The sequence below is a fragment of the Geodermatophilus sp. SYSU D00525 genome (assembly GCF_054050475.1).
The window spans coordinates 1-17657 of the sequence record NZ_JBJGZK010000038.1 but is presented as its reverse complement, the minus strand read 5'-3'; the positions used below and the strand labels follow the sequence as shown (position 1 = coordinate 17657).

The window sequence follows — 17657 nt, the reverse complement described above, 5'->3', positions numbered from 1 at the left end:
AGCCCGTGGGCCCACTCGCGGTCGGGTTCGCCCGTCCGGACCGCTGGGAGCAGGGCACTCCGGCCGCCCGGCGCACCCCGTGGCACGCCGTCTCGTCGCCGCGGCCGGCGGCGGAGCGCGACGGCGAGGTGGAGCTGGCCCTCTGCGGGTCGGTCGTGCAGATCTGGGGCCACCAGCGGTGGGAGCGCATCGGTGCCGGGCGCACCGGCTGCCCGGACTGCCGGCGGCTGTCCGGGCCGGCCCGGGAGCAGGCCCTGCTCAGCCGCGCCGGCTGACCGCGGCGGTCAGCGCCGCCGGCCGCTGATCGCCGACAGGCCGGTGATCTCCCGGCCCACGATGAGCGCCTGCACGTGGTCGGTGCCCTCGAAGGTGTAGATCGCCTCGATGTCGGCGTGGTGCCGGGCGACGTGGTGCTCGAGCAGGATCCCGTCGCCGCCGAACAGGTCGCGCGCGTCGGCCACGATCTGCCGGGCGGTGGCGCAGCAGTGCCGCTTGGCCAGCGAGGCCATCGCCGCGGTCATCCGGCCGACGTCGGCCAGGCTGGACAGCCGCCAGCACATGAGCTGCATGGTGGTGATCTCGGCGAGCATCGTCGCGAGCTTCTCCTGCACCAACTGGTAGCCCGCGATCGGCTGCCCGAACTGCTCCCGGTGCAGGCAGTGCGCCAGCGCCAGCTCGTAGGCCGCCGTCGCCACGCCCAGCGCGCGCCACGCGACGGTGTACCGGGTGCGGTCGAGCACCGTGGAGACGTCCTTGAACGAGCGGCAGTTCGCCAGCTTGTTCTCGGCCGGCACGCGGACGCCGTCGAGGGTGATCTCGGCCTGCCACACCGCCCGCAGTGCGGTCTTGCCGGTCATCACCCGGGTGCTGAAGCCGGGGGTCCCCTTCTCGACGACGTACCCGCCGACCGCGCCCTCCCCGTCGCGCGCCCAGATGAGCACGTAGTCGGCGATCGAGCCGTTGCCGATCCACTTCTTCTGCCCGTCGAGGACGAAGGCGTCGCCGTCGCGGCGGGCGCTGGTCTCCAGGGCGACGGCGTCCGAGCCGTGCTGCGGCTCGGTCAGGCCGAAGGCGCCGATCTTCTCCATCCGCGCCATCTCGGGGAGGAAGCGCTCCTTCTGCTCCTCGGAGCCGAGCATCGCGATCGACTGCATCGCGAGGAAGCTGTGCACGCCGTTGAAGGTGCCGACGCTGCCGTCGGCGCGGGCCAGCTCGGCGGCCACCAGGCCGGCGGCGACCGCGCTCATCCCCGGCGAGCCGTAGCCCTGCACCGTGCCCCCGGCGATGCCGAGCGCGGCGAACCCGGGCACCAGCTCGAACGGGAACTCCGCCCGCTCCCAGTAGTCGTTGATCCGCGGCGTCACCTCCTTGTCGCACCAGGCGCGCACGCGGTCGCGGATCTCGACCTCCTCGGGGGTGAGCAGCTCCTCGAGGGCGTAGAAGTCGGTGCTCCCGGTCTCAGGCACGGCCCGACGCTACGCGCGGGCAGGGCATGCTGCCGGGCGTGCGGATCGTCGTCGCCCGGACTCCTTCACGGGCACGCTGACCGCGGCCGACGCCCGCGCAGGTCGCCGAGCTCGACGCGGCGCCGGCCCGCTTCGCCGCGGTCGTGCGCCGCGACCTCGGCATCGACCTGGAGGGCCGACCGGCGACGGGCGCGGCCGGGAGGACGGCGGCCGACGTGGCCGCCGTCCTGACCTGCTCGGTCGGGTCAGGCGCCGAGCAGCCCCCGCACGTAGGCCGCCTGGCCCACGTGCTGCAGGTCGTCGGACAGCACGCTGACCAGCCGGACGCCGAGGGTCACCGGCGGGTCCCACCGCTCGTCCACGACGCGGTCGAGGTCCTCGTCGGTGAGCCCGCCGAGGAACTCCCCGCTGCGGGCGGCGACGGCGTCGGCGTACTCGAGCAGCAGCTCCGCCGAGGGCACCCGCACCGACGCCACCTCCTCGGCGCTCATCCCGTAGCCGGTGGCGCCGTCGTCGACGGGCAGGCCGAAGCGGCCGGCGAAGCCCTGCGCGGTCCACACCTGCTCGGTACCCGCGACGTCGGCGAGGTGGTCGTCCTGCACCCGCAGCAGGTGCCAGGCCAGCCAGCCGATCGGGTTGGCGTCCGGGCCGACGCGCTCGGCGAGCTGGTCGGGGGACAGGCCCTCGACGGCGGCGGACAGGGTCTCGCCGATCTGCGAGTAGGCGTAGGTGAGCAGGTCACGGGTCCGCATGACCGGCCGCTACCCGTCCCGCTCGCGGGGGACGCCTGCCGGGGCCGGCCGACGGTAGGTTGCGGTGTCCGCCCGGCCGTCGAGGGAGCCAGCACGGTGGTGTTCGTCCTGCAGCGGCTGCTGCGCTCCCTCCGCGCCCGGCTCTCGGGCTGGCGCCTGCCGCTGGCGGTCATCGCGCTGGTGTTCCTCACCAGCTGGGCGGCGATGGCGCTGCTCGAGCCCGCCGAGAGCGGCATCACGGAGCCGGGGAGCTACTGGTGGTACTTCGTGATCACCGCCGCGACCGTCGGCTACGGCGACCTGTACCCGTCCTCGGTCGGCGGCCGGATCGTCGGCGCGTACGTGGTCGTCGGCGGGATCGTCACGCTGACCCTGCTGTTCACCGAGCTGGCCAGCGCCCTGCAGACCACGCGGGGCAGGCGACTGAGAGGAGTGGTCGGCCTGGACCTCCGGGACCACGTCGTCGTCCTGGGCTACACCCCGGGGCGGACCGAGCGGATCGTCACCGAGCTCACCGTCGAGCCGGGCACCCGCATCGCGCTGTGCGCCCACGACGACGTGACGGTCAACCCGATGCCCGAGGAGGCGGCGGTCTCCTTCGTCCGCGGCGACCTCACCCATGCCGACGTCATGATCCGCGCCGGCGTGGCCCGCGCCCGCACGGTCGTCATCGACGGCCGCGACGACAACGAGACCCTGGCCATCGCGGTCGCCGTCGACCACGCCAACCCGCGGGTGCACATGGTCGCCGCGGTCCGCGACCTGGGCCGGCGCGACACCCTCCGCTACGTCAACCCCGGCGTGCAGGTCGTGCAGTGGCACATGCCCTTCCTGCTGTCGGAGGAGGCCGCCGACCCCGGGCTGACCGAGATCTACAACGAGCTCATGACGGCGGGCGGGCACGGCAACACCTACTCGCTGCGGGTGCCGGCCGGTGCGCGGCCGCGGGCGTTCGGCGAGTGGCAGACCGCCCTCGGCCGCGACCACGGCGCCACGGTGCTGGCGCTGCGGACCGCCGAGGACCTGCGGGTCAGCCCCGCCTGGGACACCCCGGTGCCGGAGGGCGCGACGCTGTACTACGTCGCGGCGCACCGGCTGGACGTCGCCCGGCTGGACCGGTCACCACACGCCGAACGCGGCGGCCAGTAGCGCCAGCACCCCGCCGATCGCGGCCAGCACGGCGAGCACCGCGATCAGCACCGGCACGACGACCCAGCGGCGCCGGAACCGCCGCCGCCGGCGTGCCGGCCGCGGCGGGGGCGGCGGCGGTGCCGGCGGGGGAGCGGCGGCCCGGGCGTGCCGCTCGGCGCGCCGCTCCCGGTGCCGGTCGGCGAGGTACCGCGCCTGGTCCCGGGCGTCCCGGGCGACGGTGCCGAGCACCGAGGCCAGCCCGCGCAGGTCGTCGAGGTCGAAGCGCTCGACCCGGTCCCCGGGGGCGGGGTGCGGGCGGTCGCCGCGGGGGCCCGGACCCCCGTCGGCGGGGGTCCACGCCGGCGCCGGAGCCGGCCCGGCCCGCTCGGACAGGGCCTGCAGGGCGGCCCGCGTCCGCGCGACGTCCCAGCGCCGGGCGGGGTCCTTGGTGAGCAGCCCCTCGAGCACCGGCGCCAGCGGGCCGGCCCGCTCGGCCGGGGCGGGGTCCTCGGAGACGACGGCCAGCAGGGTGGCCATCGACTCGGGCCGGTCGAAGGCCCGCCGGCCCTCGACGGCGGTGTAGAGCGTGGCACCCAGCGACCACAGGTCGACCGCGGGCCCGGGCTCCTCGCCCCGCGCCCGCTCCGGGGCCATGTAGGACGGCGAGCCGATGATCGCCCCGGACGTGGTGATCGACGGCCCGCCCGTGGCGACTGCGATGCCGAAGTCGGTGAGGTGCGCCGAGCAGTCGCGGCCGACGAGCACGTTGGCCGGCTTGACGTCGCGGTGCACGATCCCCGCGGCGTGCGCGGCCTCCAGCGCGGCGAGCACGTCGAGGCCGATGCGGGCCACCGTCGGCCAGGGCAGCGGACCCTGCCGCTCCACGATCTCCTGCAGGCTGCGGGAGTCGACGAGCTCCATGACCAGCCAGGGCCGGCCGTCCTCCTCGACGACGTCGTAGAGGGTGGTCACGCACGGGTGCACGAGCCGGGCCGCCGCGCGGGCCTCGCGCAGGGTGCGGTCGCGCAGCGCCGCGCGCTCGTCGTCGCCGAGGTGGACCGGGAAGGTGACCTCCTTGAGCGCCACGGGCCGGCCCAGCACCTGGTCGGTGGCGCGCCAGACCACGCCCATGCCGCCGCGGCCGAGCAGCCCGATGACCGCGTAGCGGCCGGCGACCAGCCGCCCTGCACCCGTGTCGGCGGACATGGGCGGACGGTACGCCCACGGGGGCGCCGGCGTCCCCGCCTCAGTCGGTCCCGGCCGGGGGCGACTCGGGCTCGCTGCGCGCCTCGAGGGCGGCCTCGGTCTCCGCGTCCTCCATCTCGAGGGCGATGTCGCGCGGCTGGGGCTGGTCCGGCTCGGGCTGCGACGGCGTCGTCATGCCCGCAGCCTGCCCGCGGGCCGGCCGGTCCGCTCCCGGGACGGCGCCGCGGGCGTGACCGGCGCCACCTAGACTCCGGCGCCGATGAGCATCACCCGCCTGCTGGTGGCCAACCGCGGCGAGGTCGCCGCCCGGGTGTTCCGCAGCGCCGCCGCCCTGGGCCTGTCCACCGTCGCCGTCGCGCCGGAGGACGACGCCGGGAGCCTGCACGCCCGCCGCGCCGACGAGGTCGTCCGCCTGCCCGGGACGGGGCCGGCGGCGTACCTGGACGTCGGCGCCGTCGTCGGGGCCGCCGTCCGCGCCGGCGCGGACGGGCTGCACCCCGGCTGGGGCTTCCTCGCCGAGAGCCCGGACCTCGCCCGCGCCTGCGCGGACGCCGGGGTCGCGTTCGTCGGCCCGGACGCCGCAGCACTCGCCCTGCTCGGCGACAAGACCGCCGCCCGCGCCCGCGCCGGCGAGCTGGGTCTGCCGGTGCTCGCCGCCACCGACGGCGACACCGACCTCGCCGCCGCGACCGCCTTCCTCGCCGGCCTGGGCGACGGCGGCGCGGTGATGGTCAAGGCGGTGGCCGGGGGCGGCGGCCGCGGGATGCGCCCGGTGCGCGACCCCGCGGACCTGCCCGCCGCGCTCGAGCGCGCCCGCTCGGAGGCGCGGGCGGCGTTCGGCGACGGCGCGGTGTACGTCGAGCGGCTGCTGGCCGGCGCCCGGCACGTCGAGGTGCAGGTGGCCGGCGACGGCGCGGCCGTGGTGGCCCTCGGCGACCGCGACTGCTCGCTGCAGCGCCGGCGGCAGAAGCTGGTCGAGGTGGCCCCCGCGCCGGGGCTCGACGACGGCCTGCGTGCCCGGCTGGCCGCGTACGCCACCGCGCTGTGCGGGTCGCTGGCCTACCGCGGGCTGGCCACCGTGGAGTTCCTGGTGCGCCACGACGGGGCCCGCGGCGACGAGGTGGCCTTCCTCGAGGTCAACCCGCGGCTGCAGGTCGAGCACACCGTGACCGAGGAGGTCACCGGGCTCGACCTGGTCGAGGTCGGCATCCGGCTGGCCGAGGGTGCGACGCTCGCGGACCTCGGCCTGGCCGAGCCGCCGCCGTCGCGCGGGGCCGCCGTCCAGGCGCGGGTCAACGCCGAGACGCTGCTGCCCGACGGGACCGTGCACCCCGGCGCCGGGCGGCTCGAGAGGTTCGTGCCGCCGACCGGGCGCGGCGTGCGGGTGGACGCCGGCGTGGTCGCCGGCGACGAGGTCGGCCCGCGCTACGACTCGCTGCTGGCCAAGGTGGTCGTGGCCGACCGCGACCTGCCGCGGGCGCTGGCCGGCTGCCGCCGCGCGCTGGCCGAGCTCGACGTCGCCGGGGTGCCGGTGAACGCGGACCTGCTCGCCGCGCTGCTGGACCTCCCCGGGCTGGCCGACGGCGCCGCGACCACCGACCTCGTCGACGCCCGCCTGGCCGAGCTGGTGCCCGACCGCCCGGCCGAGGTCGCGGCGGCCGTCGACGGCGTGCTGCCGGTGACCGCCCCGCTGTCGGGCGCGGTGGTCGAGGTGGCCGCCGCCGAGGGGGACGCCGTCGCCGCCGGGGCGACGCTGCTGGTGCTCGAGGCGATGAAGATGGAGCACGTCGTGGCCGCGCCGGCCGGCGGCGTGGTCACCGGGCTGGCGGTCCGCGTGGGCGACGTCGTGATCGCGGGGGCGGTGCTCGGCGGGCTCGTCCCCGGCGAGGTCGACGCTGCCGGTGGCCCGTCCCAGGACGACCCCGACGTGATCCGCCCCGAGCTGGCCGAGCTGCAGGAGCGGCGCGCCGCCACCCTCGACGCGGCCCGGCCCGAGGCGGTCGCCCGCCGGCACGAGGCCGGCCGGATGACCGCGCGGGAGACGGTGGCCGCGCTGGTGGACGAGGGCACCTTCGTCGAGTACGGCCAGCTGGGCATCGCCGCCCAGCGCGCGCGTCGGACGCTGGCGGAGCTGGTCGCACGGACGCCCGCCGACGGCATGGTCACCGGCATCGGCGAGGTGGGCGGCGTGCCGTGCGCCGTCCTCGTCTACGACTACACCGTGCTGGCCGGCACCCAGGGCCGCACCAACCACCGCAAGACCGACCGGCTGCTCGAGGTCGCCACCGAGCGCGGGCTGCCGGTGGTGCTCGTGGCCGAGGGCGGCGGCGGGCGGCCCGGCGACACCGACGGCGGCGGCTTCTCCCGGCTCGACGTCCCGACCTTCACCACGATGGCGCGGCTGGCCGGGCGGGTGCCCACGGTCGCCGTCGTCTCGGGGTACTGCTTCGCCGGCAACGCCGCGCTGGTCGGCTGCTGCGACGTCGTCATCGCCACCGAGGACAGCAGCATCGGGATGGGCGGCCCGGCGATGATCGAGGCCGGCGGGCTGGGCGTCGTCGCGCCGGAGGACGTCGGGCCGACGGCGGTGCAGGCGGCGAACGGCGTCGTCGACGTCGTGGTGCCCGACGACGCCGCGGCCGTCGCCGCCGCGCGGCAGGCGGTCGCGCTGCTGGCCGGCCGGGTCGTGCCGGGGGAGGCCGCCGACCAGCGGCCGCTGCGGACGGCGCTGCCGGCCAACCGGGTGCGCAGCTACGACGTGCGACCGGTGGTCGCCACGCTCGCCGACGCCGGCAGCGTGCTGGAGCTGCGGTCGTCCTTCGGGCGGGGCGTCGTCACCGCGCTGGCCCGCCTGGACGGGCGGCCGGTGGGGTTCGTGGCCAACGACCCGCGGCACCTCGGCGGCGCGATCGACGGCGAGTCGGCGGACAAGGCGGCGGCGTTCCTGCGGCTGTGCTCCTCGGCCGGGCTGCCGGTGGTGTCGCTGGTGGACACCCCGGGGTTCATGGTCGGCCCGGAGTCCGAGCGGACCGGCACCGTGCGCCGCTTCGGCGGGCTGTACGTGGCCGGGGCGCAGCTCGGCGTCCCGCTGCTGGCGGTGGTGCTGCGCAAGGCGTACGGGCTGGGCGCGATGGCGATGCTCGGCGGCGACCTGCAGGTCCCGCTGCTCACGCTGGCCTGGCCGACCGGCGAGTTCGGGCCGATGAGCCTGGAGGGCGCGGTGCGGCTCGGGTACCGGCGGGAGCTGGCGGCGCTGCCGCCCGCGGACCGGGAGGTCCGGTTCGCCGAGCTGGTCGCCGCGTCCTACGCGCAGGGCAAGGCGCTCAACGTCGCGTCGGCGTTCGAGGTGGACGACGTCGTCGACCCCGCCGACACCCGGGAGGTGCTGGTCCGCGCCCTGGCCGGGCTCGCGTGAGCGGGCGGCCGGCGGTGCCCGCGGCTACCGTCCGGCCATGCCGCAGTTCCGCCTGACCACCGGGGACGGCGCCGTCCTGCACGAGTGGGACGCCGCCGACGCGACCACCGCCGAGACCGAGGCCGTCGACGTCGTCGCCCGGCACCGCGCGGACGACCCGCCCGGTGCCGCGGAGTACGTGCTCGTCGACGACGCCGGGAGCGACGTGGCGCGCTGGGGCGCGAGCGCGCCCTGAGCCTCAGCTCTCGCCGAGGCGGCGCTGCAGCACCTCGTGCTCGCGCCGCAGCACCACCTGGGTGACCAGGTCGCGGACCGCGGACTCGGCCTGGCGGCCGATGAAGGGCGCGTCGACCGTGGCGTCGCCGGTCACCGTGGCGCGGGTGCCGCCGCCGGCCGCGGGGGTCAGCCGGCGCTCGCAGGTGACCCGGGCCTCGCGGCCCATGATCTCGGCGCGCAGGTCGAGGGCGCCGCGGTAGCCGCCGTCGCCGTCGGGCCGCCAGGTGGTCGTCTCGGTGACCGGGACCGTCTTCCCCACGAAGCGGGCGAAGACCGGCGGGATGCCCGTGGTCGCCGCCGACAGCCGCACCCGGGTCGTGGTGCCCGTCCCGTTCGCCTCGCTCGACACCTCGTGCACCTGGGCGTCCAGGGCCTGGGCGACCTCACGCAGGAAGACCTCGTCGACGAGCTCGGCGAACACGCGGTCGGGGGCGGCGGTGTAGCTGGTGGTGGCGTCGATGGGCACGCCCCATCCTCGGCCGTGCCTCCGCGGGCCGCCCGGCGGGGTGTCCGCGGGGCCCGCGGGGACGGTGGGACGGCTGGTCCGGACGCGTGTTCCGGCCTGCCGGGTGGTGGCGTCCCGGCGACCTGGCGTGCCGTAGTCGTCCGGCTCACCAACACCCCGCTCGGCGTGGTCGGTGAGCCGGACGACCACGGCACGGAGTGGTGGTTGTCCCTCGGGAGCGCCAAGCCGTTCGTCACCGCCGGTGCTCCCGCCGTGCAGCCCGGCACCACTGGGGGGAGCACGGTCCACGCCACGCTCGACCGGTGGGGGTCCGCGTTCTCCGGCGGGACCGGCATGACCGGTGACTCGGTCGCCGACCGGCCGGCCGGCGTCCTCGCCTTCGGTTTCCCGCTGGGGTCCGGGGTGGAGGGTGACGGCGTCATCGAGTCCATGTCGTTCGCCGGCACGACCACACCTTCGCCGCGGACGTCCGGCTGACGGGCGAGCAGCAGTGCAAGGACGGCGGCTGGGCTCGCAGCACCCTCCCGGCCTTCCGCAACCAGGGCGAGTGCGTGAGCAGCTTCGTCGAGTCCGCCGAGCGCTGACCCCACCACCGTCCACGGAGGCCCGTCACCCGACCCGGGTGGCGGGCCTCCGCCGTCCCGCGGACCAGACTGCGGCCGTGGGCGAGGTGGTGATCCGGCCGGCGGGTCCTGCCGTCGCCGTCGCCGTGGCGGGCGTGCACGCGCGGGCCGGCCGGGCGGCGTGGTCGGCGTTCCTCGGCGACGTCCTGGCCGAGCCGGACGTGTCCCTCTGGCGCGAGCGGGTCTCCGCGGACGGGTTCGTCGTGGCCGAGCGGGACGGCGTCGTCGTCGGGTTCGGGCGGGCCGACGTCACGACCGGCGAGGTCGCCCTGCTCTACGTGGACCCCGCCGAGCAGGGGCGGGGCACCGGGCGGGCGCTGCTGGCGGCCGTCCTGGACCTGCTGCGGACGGCCGGGTGGGACCGCGCCCGGCTGCGCGCCGAGGAGCGCAACAGCGGCCCGCGCGCCTTCTACGAGCGGGCCGGGTGGCGGCCGACGGGCGAGGTGGTCGAGCGGGAGTGGGCCGGCCGGCGCCTGCAGGAGGTCTGGTACGTCCGGGACCTGGACTGAGGGACCAGCGCCCGGCTCAGGGGACCGGGACGGGGTCGGCGGCGGGGGCCTCCACCGCGGTGCACCCCTCGGGCGCCGGTGACTCGGTGGACTCCGCGGTCGCCGGGTCGGCGGGCGGCTCGGGGCAGGCCGGGTCCGGCGGGCACTCGGGCGCCGTGGCGTCCGGGGCGGCGGCCGGGTCCGCCGCCGGATCGGCAGCGGGGGTCGCTGCCGGGTCCGGAGCCGGGTCGGTGGTCGGGTCCGCGGTCGTGGTCCCGGCGTCCCCGCACGACGGCTCCTCGGCGGGCGGCTGCTCGGCGGGCGGCTGCTCGGCGGGCGGCTGCTCGGCGGGCGGCTGCTCGACCGGGGGCTGCTCGGCCGGCGCCGACGGCGCGGCGTCCACCGGCGCGGGCGGTCCCTCGGGCTCCTCGGCCGGCGGCTGCTCGGGCGATGGCTGCTGTGCCGGGGGCTCCTCGACCGGCGGCTGCTCGACCGGAGCGGGCGGGTCCGCCGGCGCCTCGACCGCGGGAGCCACGGGAACCGGGGGACCCGGCGCCGGGTCGGCCGGAGCAGCGGGCGGGGGGTCGACGGGCGCGGGGTCGACGGGCGCAGGGTCGACGGGCGCGGGGTCGACGGGCGCGGGGTCGACGGGCGCAGGGGCCGCCGGCGCGGGCTCGGTGGGGACCTCGGTCGGGAGCGACCGGCCGTCGGTGGACGACCCGCGCGGGAACGCGTTCCGCGGGAGGGAGCCGGGGGAGGACCCGTCGACGTCGTCGTCCGCTGCCGGCCGGGTGGCGGCCGCGGGCGCCCAGCCGTCCTCGAACCCGGGCGCGGTGACGCCGATGCTCGGCAGCACGAGCGGGCCGCTCTCGGTCAGGCCGTCCCCGGAGCCGCCGCGCCGGGTCTGGGCCTCGGCCGACGTCGGGTCCGCTCCGACCGCACCGGCGACCGGGGGCCCGGAGACCGCGGCCAGCGCGGCCGCCATCCCGAGCGCGCACGCGCCGGCTCCGAGCCCCGGGATCAACCGGTCGGATCGGACCCCGCGTCGCTTCCTGTCCATGGACGCTCCCCCCTGAGCCGTCACCGGCCCGGCCAATCCTGACCCGGGCCGTTCCGTACGTCTACGCGACCCGGCGTGCCGCCGGGCGCCGTTCACCCGTGTGTCGCACGAACACCCCGGTTCTGGGGGGCCGGGTCCGACCCGTCCTGGGCCCTCGTCCGGTCACGGGCGCCCGGCCGGCTCCTGACCGACGGGGACCGGGCCCGTGGACGAAGCCGCCGCCTGTGGGGGAGTCGCGTCGGACGGCACCCGCGGGAGGCGGCTGCCGAACAGGACGCCGGCCACCACGAGGGCGCCGCAGGCGAGCTCGACCAGCGGCGACCGCTCGCCGAAGAACAGCCACGCCGACCCCATCCCGACGACGGGCACCAGCATCGAGAACGGCGCCACGGTGCCCGAGGGGTGCCGGCTCATCAGCGCCGTCCAGATGCCGGAGCCGAGCAGCGTGGCGACCACGACGGTGAACAGCAGGCCGGCCAGCGCGAGCAGCCCCGTCCTCGTCCCGAGCGTCGTCAGCGACGTGCCGATGCGGGCCGGGCCCTCGGTGGCCAGCGACAGCGCGAGCATCGGCAGCGGCGGCACGACGGTCATCCAGAGCATCAGCCGGAACGGCCTCGCCGGGCGCGCCTGCCGGTTGCAGAGGTTGCCCAGCGCCCAGCCGAGGCCGCCGCACAGGGTCAGCAGCACCGGCAGCAGCGTGGCGCCGCCGTCCAGCCCGGCCCGGTGGACGGCGATGCCGGCCAGGCCGACGACGGCGAGACCGACCCCGGCCGCCTGTCGCCCGGTCAGCCGCTCGCGGAGCAGCAGCCCGGCCAGCACGACCGTGAACGGCGCCGAGGACTGCAGCACCAGCGAGGCGAGGCCGGTCGGCATGCCGGTGTCCATCGCGACGTAGAGGAAGACGAACTGCAGGACGCCGAAGCCGGCGCCGTAGCCGAGCACCCACCGCCACGGGACGCCGGGCCGCGGCACGAGCAGCACCGTCGGGACGGCGACCAGCGCGAACCGCAGCGCGACGAGGAAGAACGGCGGGAACTGCTCGAGGGACAGGTGGATCGCCGGGAAGTTCAGTCCCCAGACGACGGCCACGAGAACGGCGAGCAGGCGGTCGCGGGTCGGCACGACGTCGAGCGTGCGCCCCGCGACCTTCCAGCACCAGCGAGAACTCCTGACACGACGATGTAGCGTCGCTGCATGGACGTCCGCGCGCTTGAGACCCTCCGCGCGGTGCGCACGCAGGGCGGCGTCACCGCCGCGGCCGCCGTCCTGCACCTGACGCCGTCGGCGGTGTCGCAGCAGCTGGCCGCCCTCTCGCGGGAGGCCGGCGTGCCGCTCACCGAGCGGGTGGGGCGCGGGCTGCGGCTGACCGCGGCGGGGGAGGCGCTGGCCGAGGCCGCGGTCGACGTCGCGGTCGCCGTCGAGCGGGCGCGGGCCGCCTGCGCCGCCTTCCTCGAGCGCCCCGAGGGCACCGTGCGGGTGTCGGCGTTCCAGAGCGGCGCCCAGCTGCTGCTGCCGCCGCTGCTGACCCGGGTGCGCGAGCTCGGCGGCATCACCGTCGAGTGCTCCGACGAGGACGTCGCGCTCGACGAGTTCCCGGCGCTCACCGACCGGGTCGACGTCGTCGTCGCCCACCGGCCCGACGGCGCGCAGTGGCCGGCCGCGGGGCTGCGCGTCGTCCCGCTGCTGCGCGAGCCGCTCGACGTCGCCGTGCCCCGCGGCCACCCGCTGGCCGGCCGGTCGCGGGTGCGGCCCGGGGACCTCGTGGACGAGGACTGGATCGCCGTCCGCGAGGGCTTCCCGGTCGCCACCGTGCTGGCCGCCGTCGCCGCGGGGTCGGGCACCGCGCCGCGGATCACCCACCGGATCAACGACTTCTCCGTCGTCGAGGCGCTGGTGGCCGACGGCCACGGGGTCTCGCTGCTGCCGCGGTTCACCCGCGGCGGCCACCCCGGCGTGCGGCTGCTGCCGCTGGTGGGCGTGCGGGCCGGGCGGCAGGTCGACGCGCTGCTGCGGCCGGACACCGCTGAGCGGCTGGTCGTCCGCCGCGTGCTCGACGCCCTCGTCGACGTCGCCGCAGAGGCCGCGGGCGGGTGAGGCCCGGTCAGCGCCGGTTGCGGCGGGCGATCTCGGCGCTGAGGACCGTGGCGAAGACGGTCCGGGCGGCGTAGGGGGGCAGGGCCCGGCCCGCGGCGCGGTCCAGCCGGGCGCCGCGCCGGGTGAGGTCGGCCGTCGAGGCCGCCAGCAGCGCCGCCTCCACCGCGGCCAGCGGCGGACGGTGCGCGCGGAAGAACGCCCACGTCCACCCCGCGTCGAGCACCAGGTCGGCCGCGAGGGCCCGGGCGTCGGGGGGAGCGCCGCGCCCGAGGACGCGCCCGCCGGCGAACGCCAGCAGCGCGTGGAGCACCGTCCACGCGATCCCGGACACCGGGCCGGGCGGCTGCCGGCGCGGCCTGTCGAGGCCGCGGTACCAGGACGAGCCGACGTCGGTCCCGGCCGAGCCCACCAGGGCGGTCAGGCCGAGGCGGCCGAGGAGGTCAGCAGGGGGCGTCGCACGGCTCCAACCTGCGCGGTGGGCGACGGACCCGCCCATTGAGCTCAGGGCTTCCAGCGGTGCAGGCCGGTGACCCGGCGGACGGCGGCGGCCGCCACCCGGTACGGCACCTTGTCGAGCACCGCGGCCAGCTTCGCGTCGGGGCCGACGGTCACCCGGAACCGCGGGCGGTCCGCGTCCAGCGCGCGGGCGATCGCGCGGGCCACCTCGCGGGGGTCGCGCGAGCGGGGGAGGTGCTCCTCCTCGACGAACCGCTCCACGGTCTGCAGCAGGCCGGTGTAGGGGCTGCCGGGCGGGGTGATGCGCGGCGTCGTCGCCCAGATCGCGGTGTCGTAGTTGCCCGGCTCGACCAGCACCACCCGGACGCCGAACGGCTCGACCTCGTAGGCCAGCGACTCCGCCCAGCCCTCCAGCGCCCACTTCGACGCGCAGTACAGCGACAGCCCGGGGTTGCCGTAGCGGGCGGAGTCACTGGAGACGAGGACCAGCCGCCCGGCCCGCTGCCGCCGCATGACCGGCAGCGCGAGCTGGGTGAGCCGCAGGGCGCCGAGCAGGTTGGTGTCGAGGACCCGGCGCCACTCCTCCTCGTCGGTGTCCTCGAACGCGCCCCCGCTCGCGGTGCCGGCGTTGTTCACCAGCGCGTCGAGCCGCCCGCCGGTCAGCCCGAGGGTCTCCTCGACCGCCCGCCGGGAGGACTCCGCGTCGGTCACGTCCAGCCGGACGACGTCCAGCGGCTCCAGCCCCGCCTCGCCGGTGCGCGCGTCGAGCGCCGCCCGCCGGCCGGGGTCGCGCATCGAGGCGACGACGTGCCAGCCGCGGCTCGCCAGCCCGACGGCGGTCTCCAGGCCGAGCCCGGAGGAGCACCCGGTGACCAGGACGGTGCGCTGCTCGGTGTCCACGGCACCCGCATCGGCAGTCCGGCCTGCCGACCGGACGACAGCGGGCCGATCGGGGCGCGGGTCAGACGCGGTCGGCCGCCGGGTCGGGCTGCGCGTGCCCCGCGGTCGCGGCCCAGCTGGCGAGGAGCTTGAGCGCGTCCTCGGAGGGCGTGCCGGGCTCGGCGGTGTAGATGGTCACGCGCAGGTCCGCGGGGTCCTCGGCCGGCAGGTCGAACGTGTGGTAGCCCAGGTCGAGCGTGCCGACGACGGGGTGGCGGAACTGCTTGGCGCCGTTGTGGTGGATGCGGACGTCGTGCGCCGCCCAGCGGACCCGGAACTCCTCGCTGACCGTCGAGAGCTCCCCGACGAGCTCGCGCAGCTGCGCGTCGTGCGGGCGGCGGCCGGCCTCCGCCCGCAGCAGCGCGACGGTGGTGTTGGCGGCGAGCTCCCGGTCGGCGTAGTAGTCCCGCGCCCGCGGGTCGAGGAACTGGAACCGGGCGAAGTTCGCGGGCCGCCGCGGGCCGTCGAACAGCGGTGAGTGCAGCGCCCACCCCAGGGCGTTGGTCGCCAGGAGGTCCAGGCGGCCGTTGGCGACGAGCGCGGCCGAGCCCGTCATCGAGTCGAGCATCCACTGCACCCGCGGCGGGATGGCGGCCCTGCCGCGGCGCTGCGGTGTGCGCGCCGGCCGGGTGGCGGCGCGGGCCAGGTTGGACAGGTGGGTCCGCTCGGCCTCGTCGAGCTGCAGCGCGCGGGCGACGGCCTCCAGCACCTCCTCGGAGACGCCGGCGATGTGGCCCTTCTCCAGCCGGGTGTACCAGTCGGTGCTCACCCCGGCGAGGACGGCGACCTCCTCCCGGCGCAGCCCCGGCACCCGCCGGCGCCCGCCGCCGGGCAGCAGGCCGGCCCGCTCCGGGGTGATCCGGGCGCGCCGGCTGACCAGGAAGTCGCGGATGTCGGCGCGGTTGTCCACGCGATCGACGGTACGGCGGGCCGCCGGACCAGGGGGGTCGCGTCAGTACCCCCACGAACCCGACCCCCCGCGCCCGCGTCCGGCGGGGTTCCGTGGAGGTCGACACCCCAGCTGCAGAGGAGCACCACCATGCGAGGAGCCGTCCTCCACGCCCCCGGCGACGTCCGCGTCGAGGACCGCCCGGACCCGGCGATCGAGCAGCCCACCGACGCCGTCATCCGGCTGGCCGCCACCTGCGTGTGCGGCTCGGACCTGTGGCCCTACCGCGGCGTCGAGGCGGTGGCCGGTCCGTCGCCGATGGGGCACGAGTACGTCGGCGTCGTCGAGGAGGTCGGCAGCGAGGTGCGCACCCTGCGGCCCGGGCAGTTCGTCGTCGGCTCCTTCTTCGCCTCCGACAACACCTGCGAGATCTGCCGGGCCGGTTACCAGACGCACTGCGTCAACCGGCAGCCCGGCGCCCCGACCGGCGCGCAGGCCCAGTACGCGCGGATCCCGCTGGCCGACGGCACGCTCGTCGCCACCCCCGGCACGCCCGACGACGACCTCGTCCCCGGCCTGCTCGCCGCCTCCGACGTGCTGGGCACCGGCTGGTTCGCCGCCGTCGCCGCCGAGGCCGGGCCCGGCAAGACCGTCGCCGTCGTCGGTGACGGGGCGGTCGGCCTGCTCGGCGTCCTGGCCGCCCGGCAGCTCGGCGCGGAGCGGGTCGTCGTCTTCAGCCGGCACGAGGACCGGCAGCGGCTGGCCCGCGAGTTCGGCGCCACCGACGTCCTCACCACCCGTGGCGACGAGGGCGTCGCGGAGCTGGAGGAGCTCACCGGCGGGCTGGGCGCGCACTCGGTCATCGAGGCCGTGGGCACCCAGGAGTCGATGGTGCAGGCGATCCGCGCCACCCGCGCCGGCGGCCACGTCGGGTACGTCGGCGTCGCGCACGACGTCTCGCTGCCCGGCGAGGAGCTGTTCTTCTCCGGCGTCCACCTGCACGGCGGCCCGGCCCCGGTGCGCCGCTTCCTGCCCGAGCTCATCGACCTCGTCTGCACCCGGGCCATCGACCCGGGGAAGGTCTTCGACCTCGAACTCCCGCTGGAGCAGGCCGCCGAGGGCTACCGGGCGATGGACGAGCGCCGCGCGATCAAGGCGCTGCTGCGCCCCTGAGGAGGAGCACCGTGCAGGTCACCCGCGGCTCGATCGACACCGTCGAGGGCCCGGCCGACCGGTTCACCGGCGACGTCGACATCGACGCCGTCGCCGCCGCCCCGCCCCCGCCCCCGACTGACACCCGCACCACCGAACGAGGAGCACTCCCCGCATGCGCGTCAACGCCTACGCCGCCCCCGCCGCCGGCGAGCCCCTGGCCCCCACCACCGTCGAGCGCCGCGACGTCGGCCCGGACGACGTCCTCATCGAGATCCGGTACGCCGGCATCTGCCACTCCGACATCCACACCGTCAACGGCGACTGGGGCCCCCAGCCGTTCCCCGTCGTCCCCGGCCACGAGATCGTCGGCGTCGTCGCCGAGGTCGGACCCGAGGTCACCCGGCACCGGGTCGGCGACCTGGTCGGCGTCGGCTGCATGGTCGACTCCTGCGGCGAGTGCGCCAACTGCCGCAACGGCGACGAGCAGTACTGCCTCGACGGCATGGTGCCCACCTACGCCGGCACCGACCGCGACGGCTCCACGACCCAGGGCGGGTACTCCACCCACGTCGTCGTGGACGCCGACTACGTGCTGTCCGTCCCGGAGGGCATCGACCCGGCCGCCGCCGCGCCGCTGCTGTGCGCCGGGATCACCACCTGGTCGCCGCTGCGCCGCTGGGGTGCCGGACCGGGCAGGCGGGTCGCCGTCGTCGGGCTCGGCGGGCTGGGCCACGTGGCCGTCAAGCTCGCCGCCGCGATGGGCGCCGAGGTCACGGTGCTGTCCCAGTCGCTGAAGAAGCAGGAGGACGGCCTCCGGCTCGGTGCCGAGCACTACTTCGCCACCGGCGACCCGGACACGTTCGTCCAGCTGGCCGGCCGGTTCGACCTGATCCTGAACACGGTCAGCGCGCCGATCGACGTCGACGCCCACCTGTCGCTGTTGGCCGTGGACGGCGCGCTGGTCAACGTCGGAGCGCCCGCCGAGCCGCTGAGCCTGCGCGCCATGTCGCTGATCGGCGGCCGCCGCACCTACGCCGGCTCGATGATCGGCGGCATCGCCGAGACCCAGGAGATGCTCGACTTCTGCAGCGAGCACGGGATCGGCGCCGAGGTCGAGGTCATCGCCGCCGACCGGGTCGACGAGGCCTACGAGCGGGTGCTCGCCTCCGACGTCCGCTACCGGTTCGTCATCGACACCGCCACCCTCTGACACCGGCGGCGCGGGCCCCGCACCCGGGCCC

General features: G+C 77.1%; 19 protein-coding genes. 9 read left to right on the top strand and 10 right to left on the bottom strand.

The features are described 5' to 3' along the window. Window positions 1–5: 5 nt before the first annotated feature. Entirely contained in the window at window positions 6–275 is a 270-nt protein-coding gene (locus ACI796_RS21600; RefSeq protein ID WP_456943271.1) for a hypothetical protein, read from the top strand. A gap of 9 nt (window positions 276–284) precedes the next feature. On the opposite strand, the gene ACI796_RS21595 is transcribed toward ACI796_RS21600, so the two are convergent. Together ACI796_RS21595 and ACI796_RS21590 are read right to left on the bottom strand one after the other, a co-directional pair. Then, the gene (locus ACI796_RS21595; RefSeq protein WP_456943270.1) at window positions 285–1466 is read right to left on the bottom strand and encodes an acyl-CoA dehydrogenase family protein; all 1182 of its coding nucleotides are present in this window, start codon (window positions 1464–1466) and stop codon (window positions 285–287) included. Between the two features lie 245 nt (window positions 1467–1711). Further along, on the bottom strand, window positions 1712–2218 hold the full coding sequence (locus tag ACI796_RS21590) for a mycothiol transferase (protein ID WP_456943269.1): 507 nt from the start codon (window positions 2216–2218) through the stop codon (window positions 1712–1714). 96 nt (window positions 2219–2314) lie between these two features. On the opposite strand from ACI796_RS21590, the gene ACI796_RS21585 reads away from it, so the two are divergent. Then, a complete protein-coding gene (locus ACI796_RS21585; protein ID WP_456943268.1) occupies window positions 2315–3367 on the top strand; it encodes an ion channel in 1053 nt (350 codons plus the stop codon). Here ACI796_RS21585 and ACI796_RS21580 read toward each other — a convergent pair. Beyond that, entirely contained in the window at window positions 3338–4555 is a 1218-nt protein-coding gene (locus tag ACI796_RS21580) for a serine/threonine-protein kinase (RefSeq protein WP_456943267.1), read from the bottom strand. The genes ACI796_RS21585 and ACI796_RS21580 overlap by 30 nt on opposite strands. A 40-nt stretch (window positions 4556–4595) precedes the next feature. Beyond that, the gene (locus ACI796_RS21575) at window positions 4596–4730 is read right to left on the bottom strand and encodes a hypothetical protein (RefSeq protein WP_456943266.1); all 135 of its coding nucleotides are present in this window, start codon (window positions 4728–4730) and stop codon (window positions 4596–4598) included. 84 nt (window positions 4731–4814) lie between these two features. On the opposite strand from ACI796_RS21575, the gene ACI796_RS21570 reads away from it, so the two are divergent. After that, window positions 4815–7970, top strand: a complete 3156-nt coding sequence (locus ACI796_RS21570) for a carboxyl transferase domain-containing protein (protein ID WP_456943265.1) — start codon at window positions 4815–4817, stop codon at window positions 7968–7970. A 37-nt stretch (window positions 7971–8007) separates the two neighbouring features. Further along, window positions 8008–8205 (top strand): hypothetical protein, encoded by a 198-nt coding sequence (locus ACI796_RS21565; RefSeq protein WP_456943264.1) that lies wholly within the window; start codon window positions 8008–8010, stop codon window positions 8203–8205. A gap of 3 nt (window positions 8206–8208) precedes the next feature. Here the strand turns inward: ACI796_RS21565 and ACI796_RS21560 are convergent, their stop codons facing one another. Then, complete coding sequence (locus ACI796_RS21560) at window positions 8209–8712, bottom strand: DUF2505 domain-containing protein (protein WP_456943263.1); 504 nt, start codon at window positions 8710–8712, stop codon at window positions 8209–8211. A 165-nt stretch (window positions 8713–8877) separates the two neighbouring features. Between ACI796_RS21560 and ACI796_RS21555 the strand changes: the two genes are divergently transcribed. Both ACI796_RS21555 and ACI796_RS21550 read left to right on the top strand, forming a co-directional pair. Then, on the top strand, window positions 8878–9189 hold the full coding sequence (locus ACI796_RS21555) for a hypothetical protein (RefSeq protein WP_456943262.1): 312 nt from the start codon (window positions 8878–8880) through the stop codon (window positions 9187–9189). 184 nt (window positions 9190–9373) lie between these two features. Further along, window positions 9374–9844: a GNAT family N-acetyltransferase gene (locus ACI796_RS21550; protein ID WP_456943261.1), complete on the top strand. Its 471-nt coding sequence runs from the start codon at window positions 9374–9376 to the stop codon at window positions 9842–9844. A gap of 16 nt (window positions 9845–9860) precedes the next feature. On the opposite strand, the gene ACI796_RS21545 is transcribed toward ACI796_RS21550, so the two are convergent. Beyond that, entirely contained in the window at window positions 9861–10883 is a 1023-nt protein-coding gene (locus tag ACI796_RS21545) for a hypothetical protein (RefSeq protein ID WP_456943260.1), read from the bottom strand. Between the two features lie 162 nt (window positions 10884–11045). Beyond that, window positions 11046–12005, bottom strand: coding sequence for an EamA family transporter (locus tag ACI796_RS21540; protein WP_456943259.1), 960 nt, complete (start codon window positions 12003–12005; stop codon window positions 11046–11048). Window positions 12006–12077: 72 nt separating this feature from the next. Here ACI796_RS21540 and ACI796_RS21535 point away from each other — a divergent pair, with 72 nt between their 5' ends. Beyond that, a complete protein-coding gene (locus tag ACI796_RS21535) occupies window positions 12078–12977 on the top strand; it encodes a LysR family transcriptional regulator (RefSeq protein ID WP_456943258.1) in 900 nt (299 codons plus the stop codon). 7 nt (window positions 12978–12984) lie between these two features. Here ACI796_RS21535 and ACI796_RS21530 read toward each other — a convergent pair whose 3' ends face one another. The 3 genes from ACI796_RS21530 to ACI796_RS21520 all read right to left on the bottom strand — a co-directional run bounded on the left by ACI796_RS21530 (window position 12985) and on the right by ACI796_RS21520 (window position 15282). Beyond that, window positions 12985–13473 carry a TspO/MBR family protein gene (locus tag ACI796_RS21530; RefSeq protein ID WP_456943257.1) on the bottom strand — a complete coding sequence of 163 codons (489 nt, stop codon included), beginning with the start codon at window positions 13471–13473 and terminating at the stop codon, window positions 12985–12987. A gap of 5 nt (window positions 13474–13478) precedes the next feature. Then, the gene (locus tag ACI796_RS21525; protein WP_456943256.1) at window positions 13479–14333 is read right to left on the bottom strand and encodes an SDR family oxidoreductase; all 855 of its coding nucleotides are present in this window, start codon (window positions 14331–14333) and stop codon (window positions 13479–13481) included. A 61-nt stretch (window positions 14334–14394) separates the two neighbouring features. After that, window positions 14395–15282 carry a helix-turn-helix transcriptional regulator gene (locus tag ACI796_RS21520; protein WP_456943255.1) on the bottom strand — a complete coding sequence of 296 codons (888 nt, stop codon included), beginning with the start codon at window positions 15280–15282 and terminating at the stop codon, window positions 14395–14397. 129 nt (window positions 15283–15411) lie between these two features. Here ACI796_RS21520 and ACI796_RS21515 point away from each other — a divergent pair, with 129 nt between their 5' ends. Further along, window positions 15412–16434: a zinc-dependent alcohol dehydrogenase family protein gene (locus ACI796_RS21515; RefSeq protein ID WP_456943254.1), complete on the top strand. Its 1023-nt coding sequence runs from the start codon at window positions 15412–15414 to the stop codon at window positions 16432–16434. A 154-nt stretch (window positions 16435–16588) separates the two neighbouring features. After that, entirely contained in the window at window positions 16589–17626 is a 1038-nt protein-coding gene (locus ACI796_RS21510) for an NAD(P)-dependent alcohol dehydrogenase (RefSeq protein WP_456943253.1), read from the top strand. The last annotated feature ends 31 nt before the right edge of the window (window positions 17627–17657 follow it).

What these genes read in the sequence shown, in the direction of transcription:
- ACI796_RS21545 (WP_456943260.1), bottom strand. Translation starts at nt 10,883, where the DNA reads ATGGACAGGAAGCGACGCGGGGTCCGATCCGACCGGTTGATCCCGGGG.
- ACI796_RS21510 (WP_456943253.1), top strand. Translation starts at nt 16,589, where the DNA reads ATGCGCGTCAACGCCTACGCCGCCCCCGCCGCCGGCGAGCCCCTGGCC.
- ACI796_RS21530 (WP_456943257.1), bottom strand. Translation starts at nt 13,473, where the DNA reads ATGGGCGGGTCCGTCGCCCACCGCGCAGGTTGGAGCCGTGCGACGCCC.
- ACI796_RS21565 (WP_456943264.1), top strand. Translation starts at nt 8,008, where the DNA reads ATGCCGCAGTTCCGCCTGACCACCGGGGACGGCGCCGTCCTGCACGAG.
- ACI796_RS21515 (WP_456943254.1), top strand. Translation starts at nt 15,412, where the DNA reads ATGCGAGGAGCCGTCCTCCACGCCCCCGGCGACGTCCGCGTCGAGGAC.
- ACI796_RS21580 (WP_456943267.1), bottom strand. Translation starts at nt 4,555, where the DNA reads ATGTCCGCCGACACGGGTGCAGGGCGGCTGGTCGCCGGCCGCTACGCG.
- ACI796_RS21575 (WP_456943266.1), bottom strand. Translation starts at nt 4,730, where the DNA reads ATGACGACGCCGTCGCAGCCCGAGCCGGACCAGCCCCAGCCGCGCGAC.
- ACI796_RS21570 (WP_456943265.1), top strand. Translation starts at nt 4,815, where the DNA reads ATGAGCATCACCCGCCTGCTGGTGGCCAACCGCGGCGAGGTCGCCGCC.
- ACI796_RS21590 (WP_456943269.1), bottom strand. Translation starts at nt 2,218, where the DNA reads ATGCGGACCCGTGACCTGCTCACCTACGCCTACTCGCAGATCGGCGAG.
- ACI796_RS21535 (WP_456943258.1), top strand. Translation starts at nt 12,078, where the DNA reads ATGGACGTCCGCGCGCTTGAGACCCTCCGCGCGGTGCGCACGCAGGGC.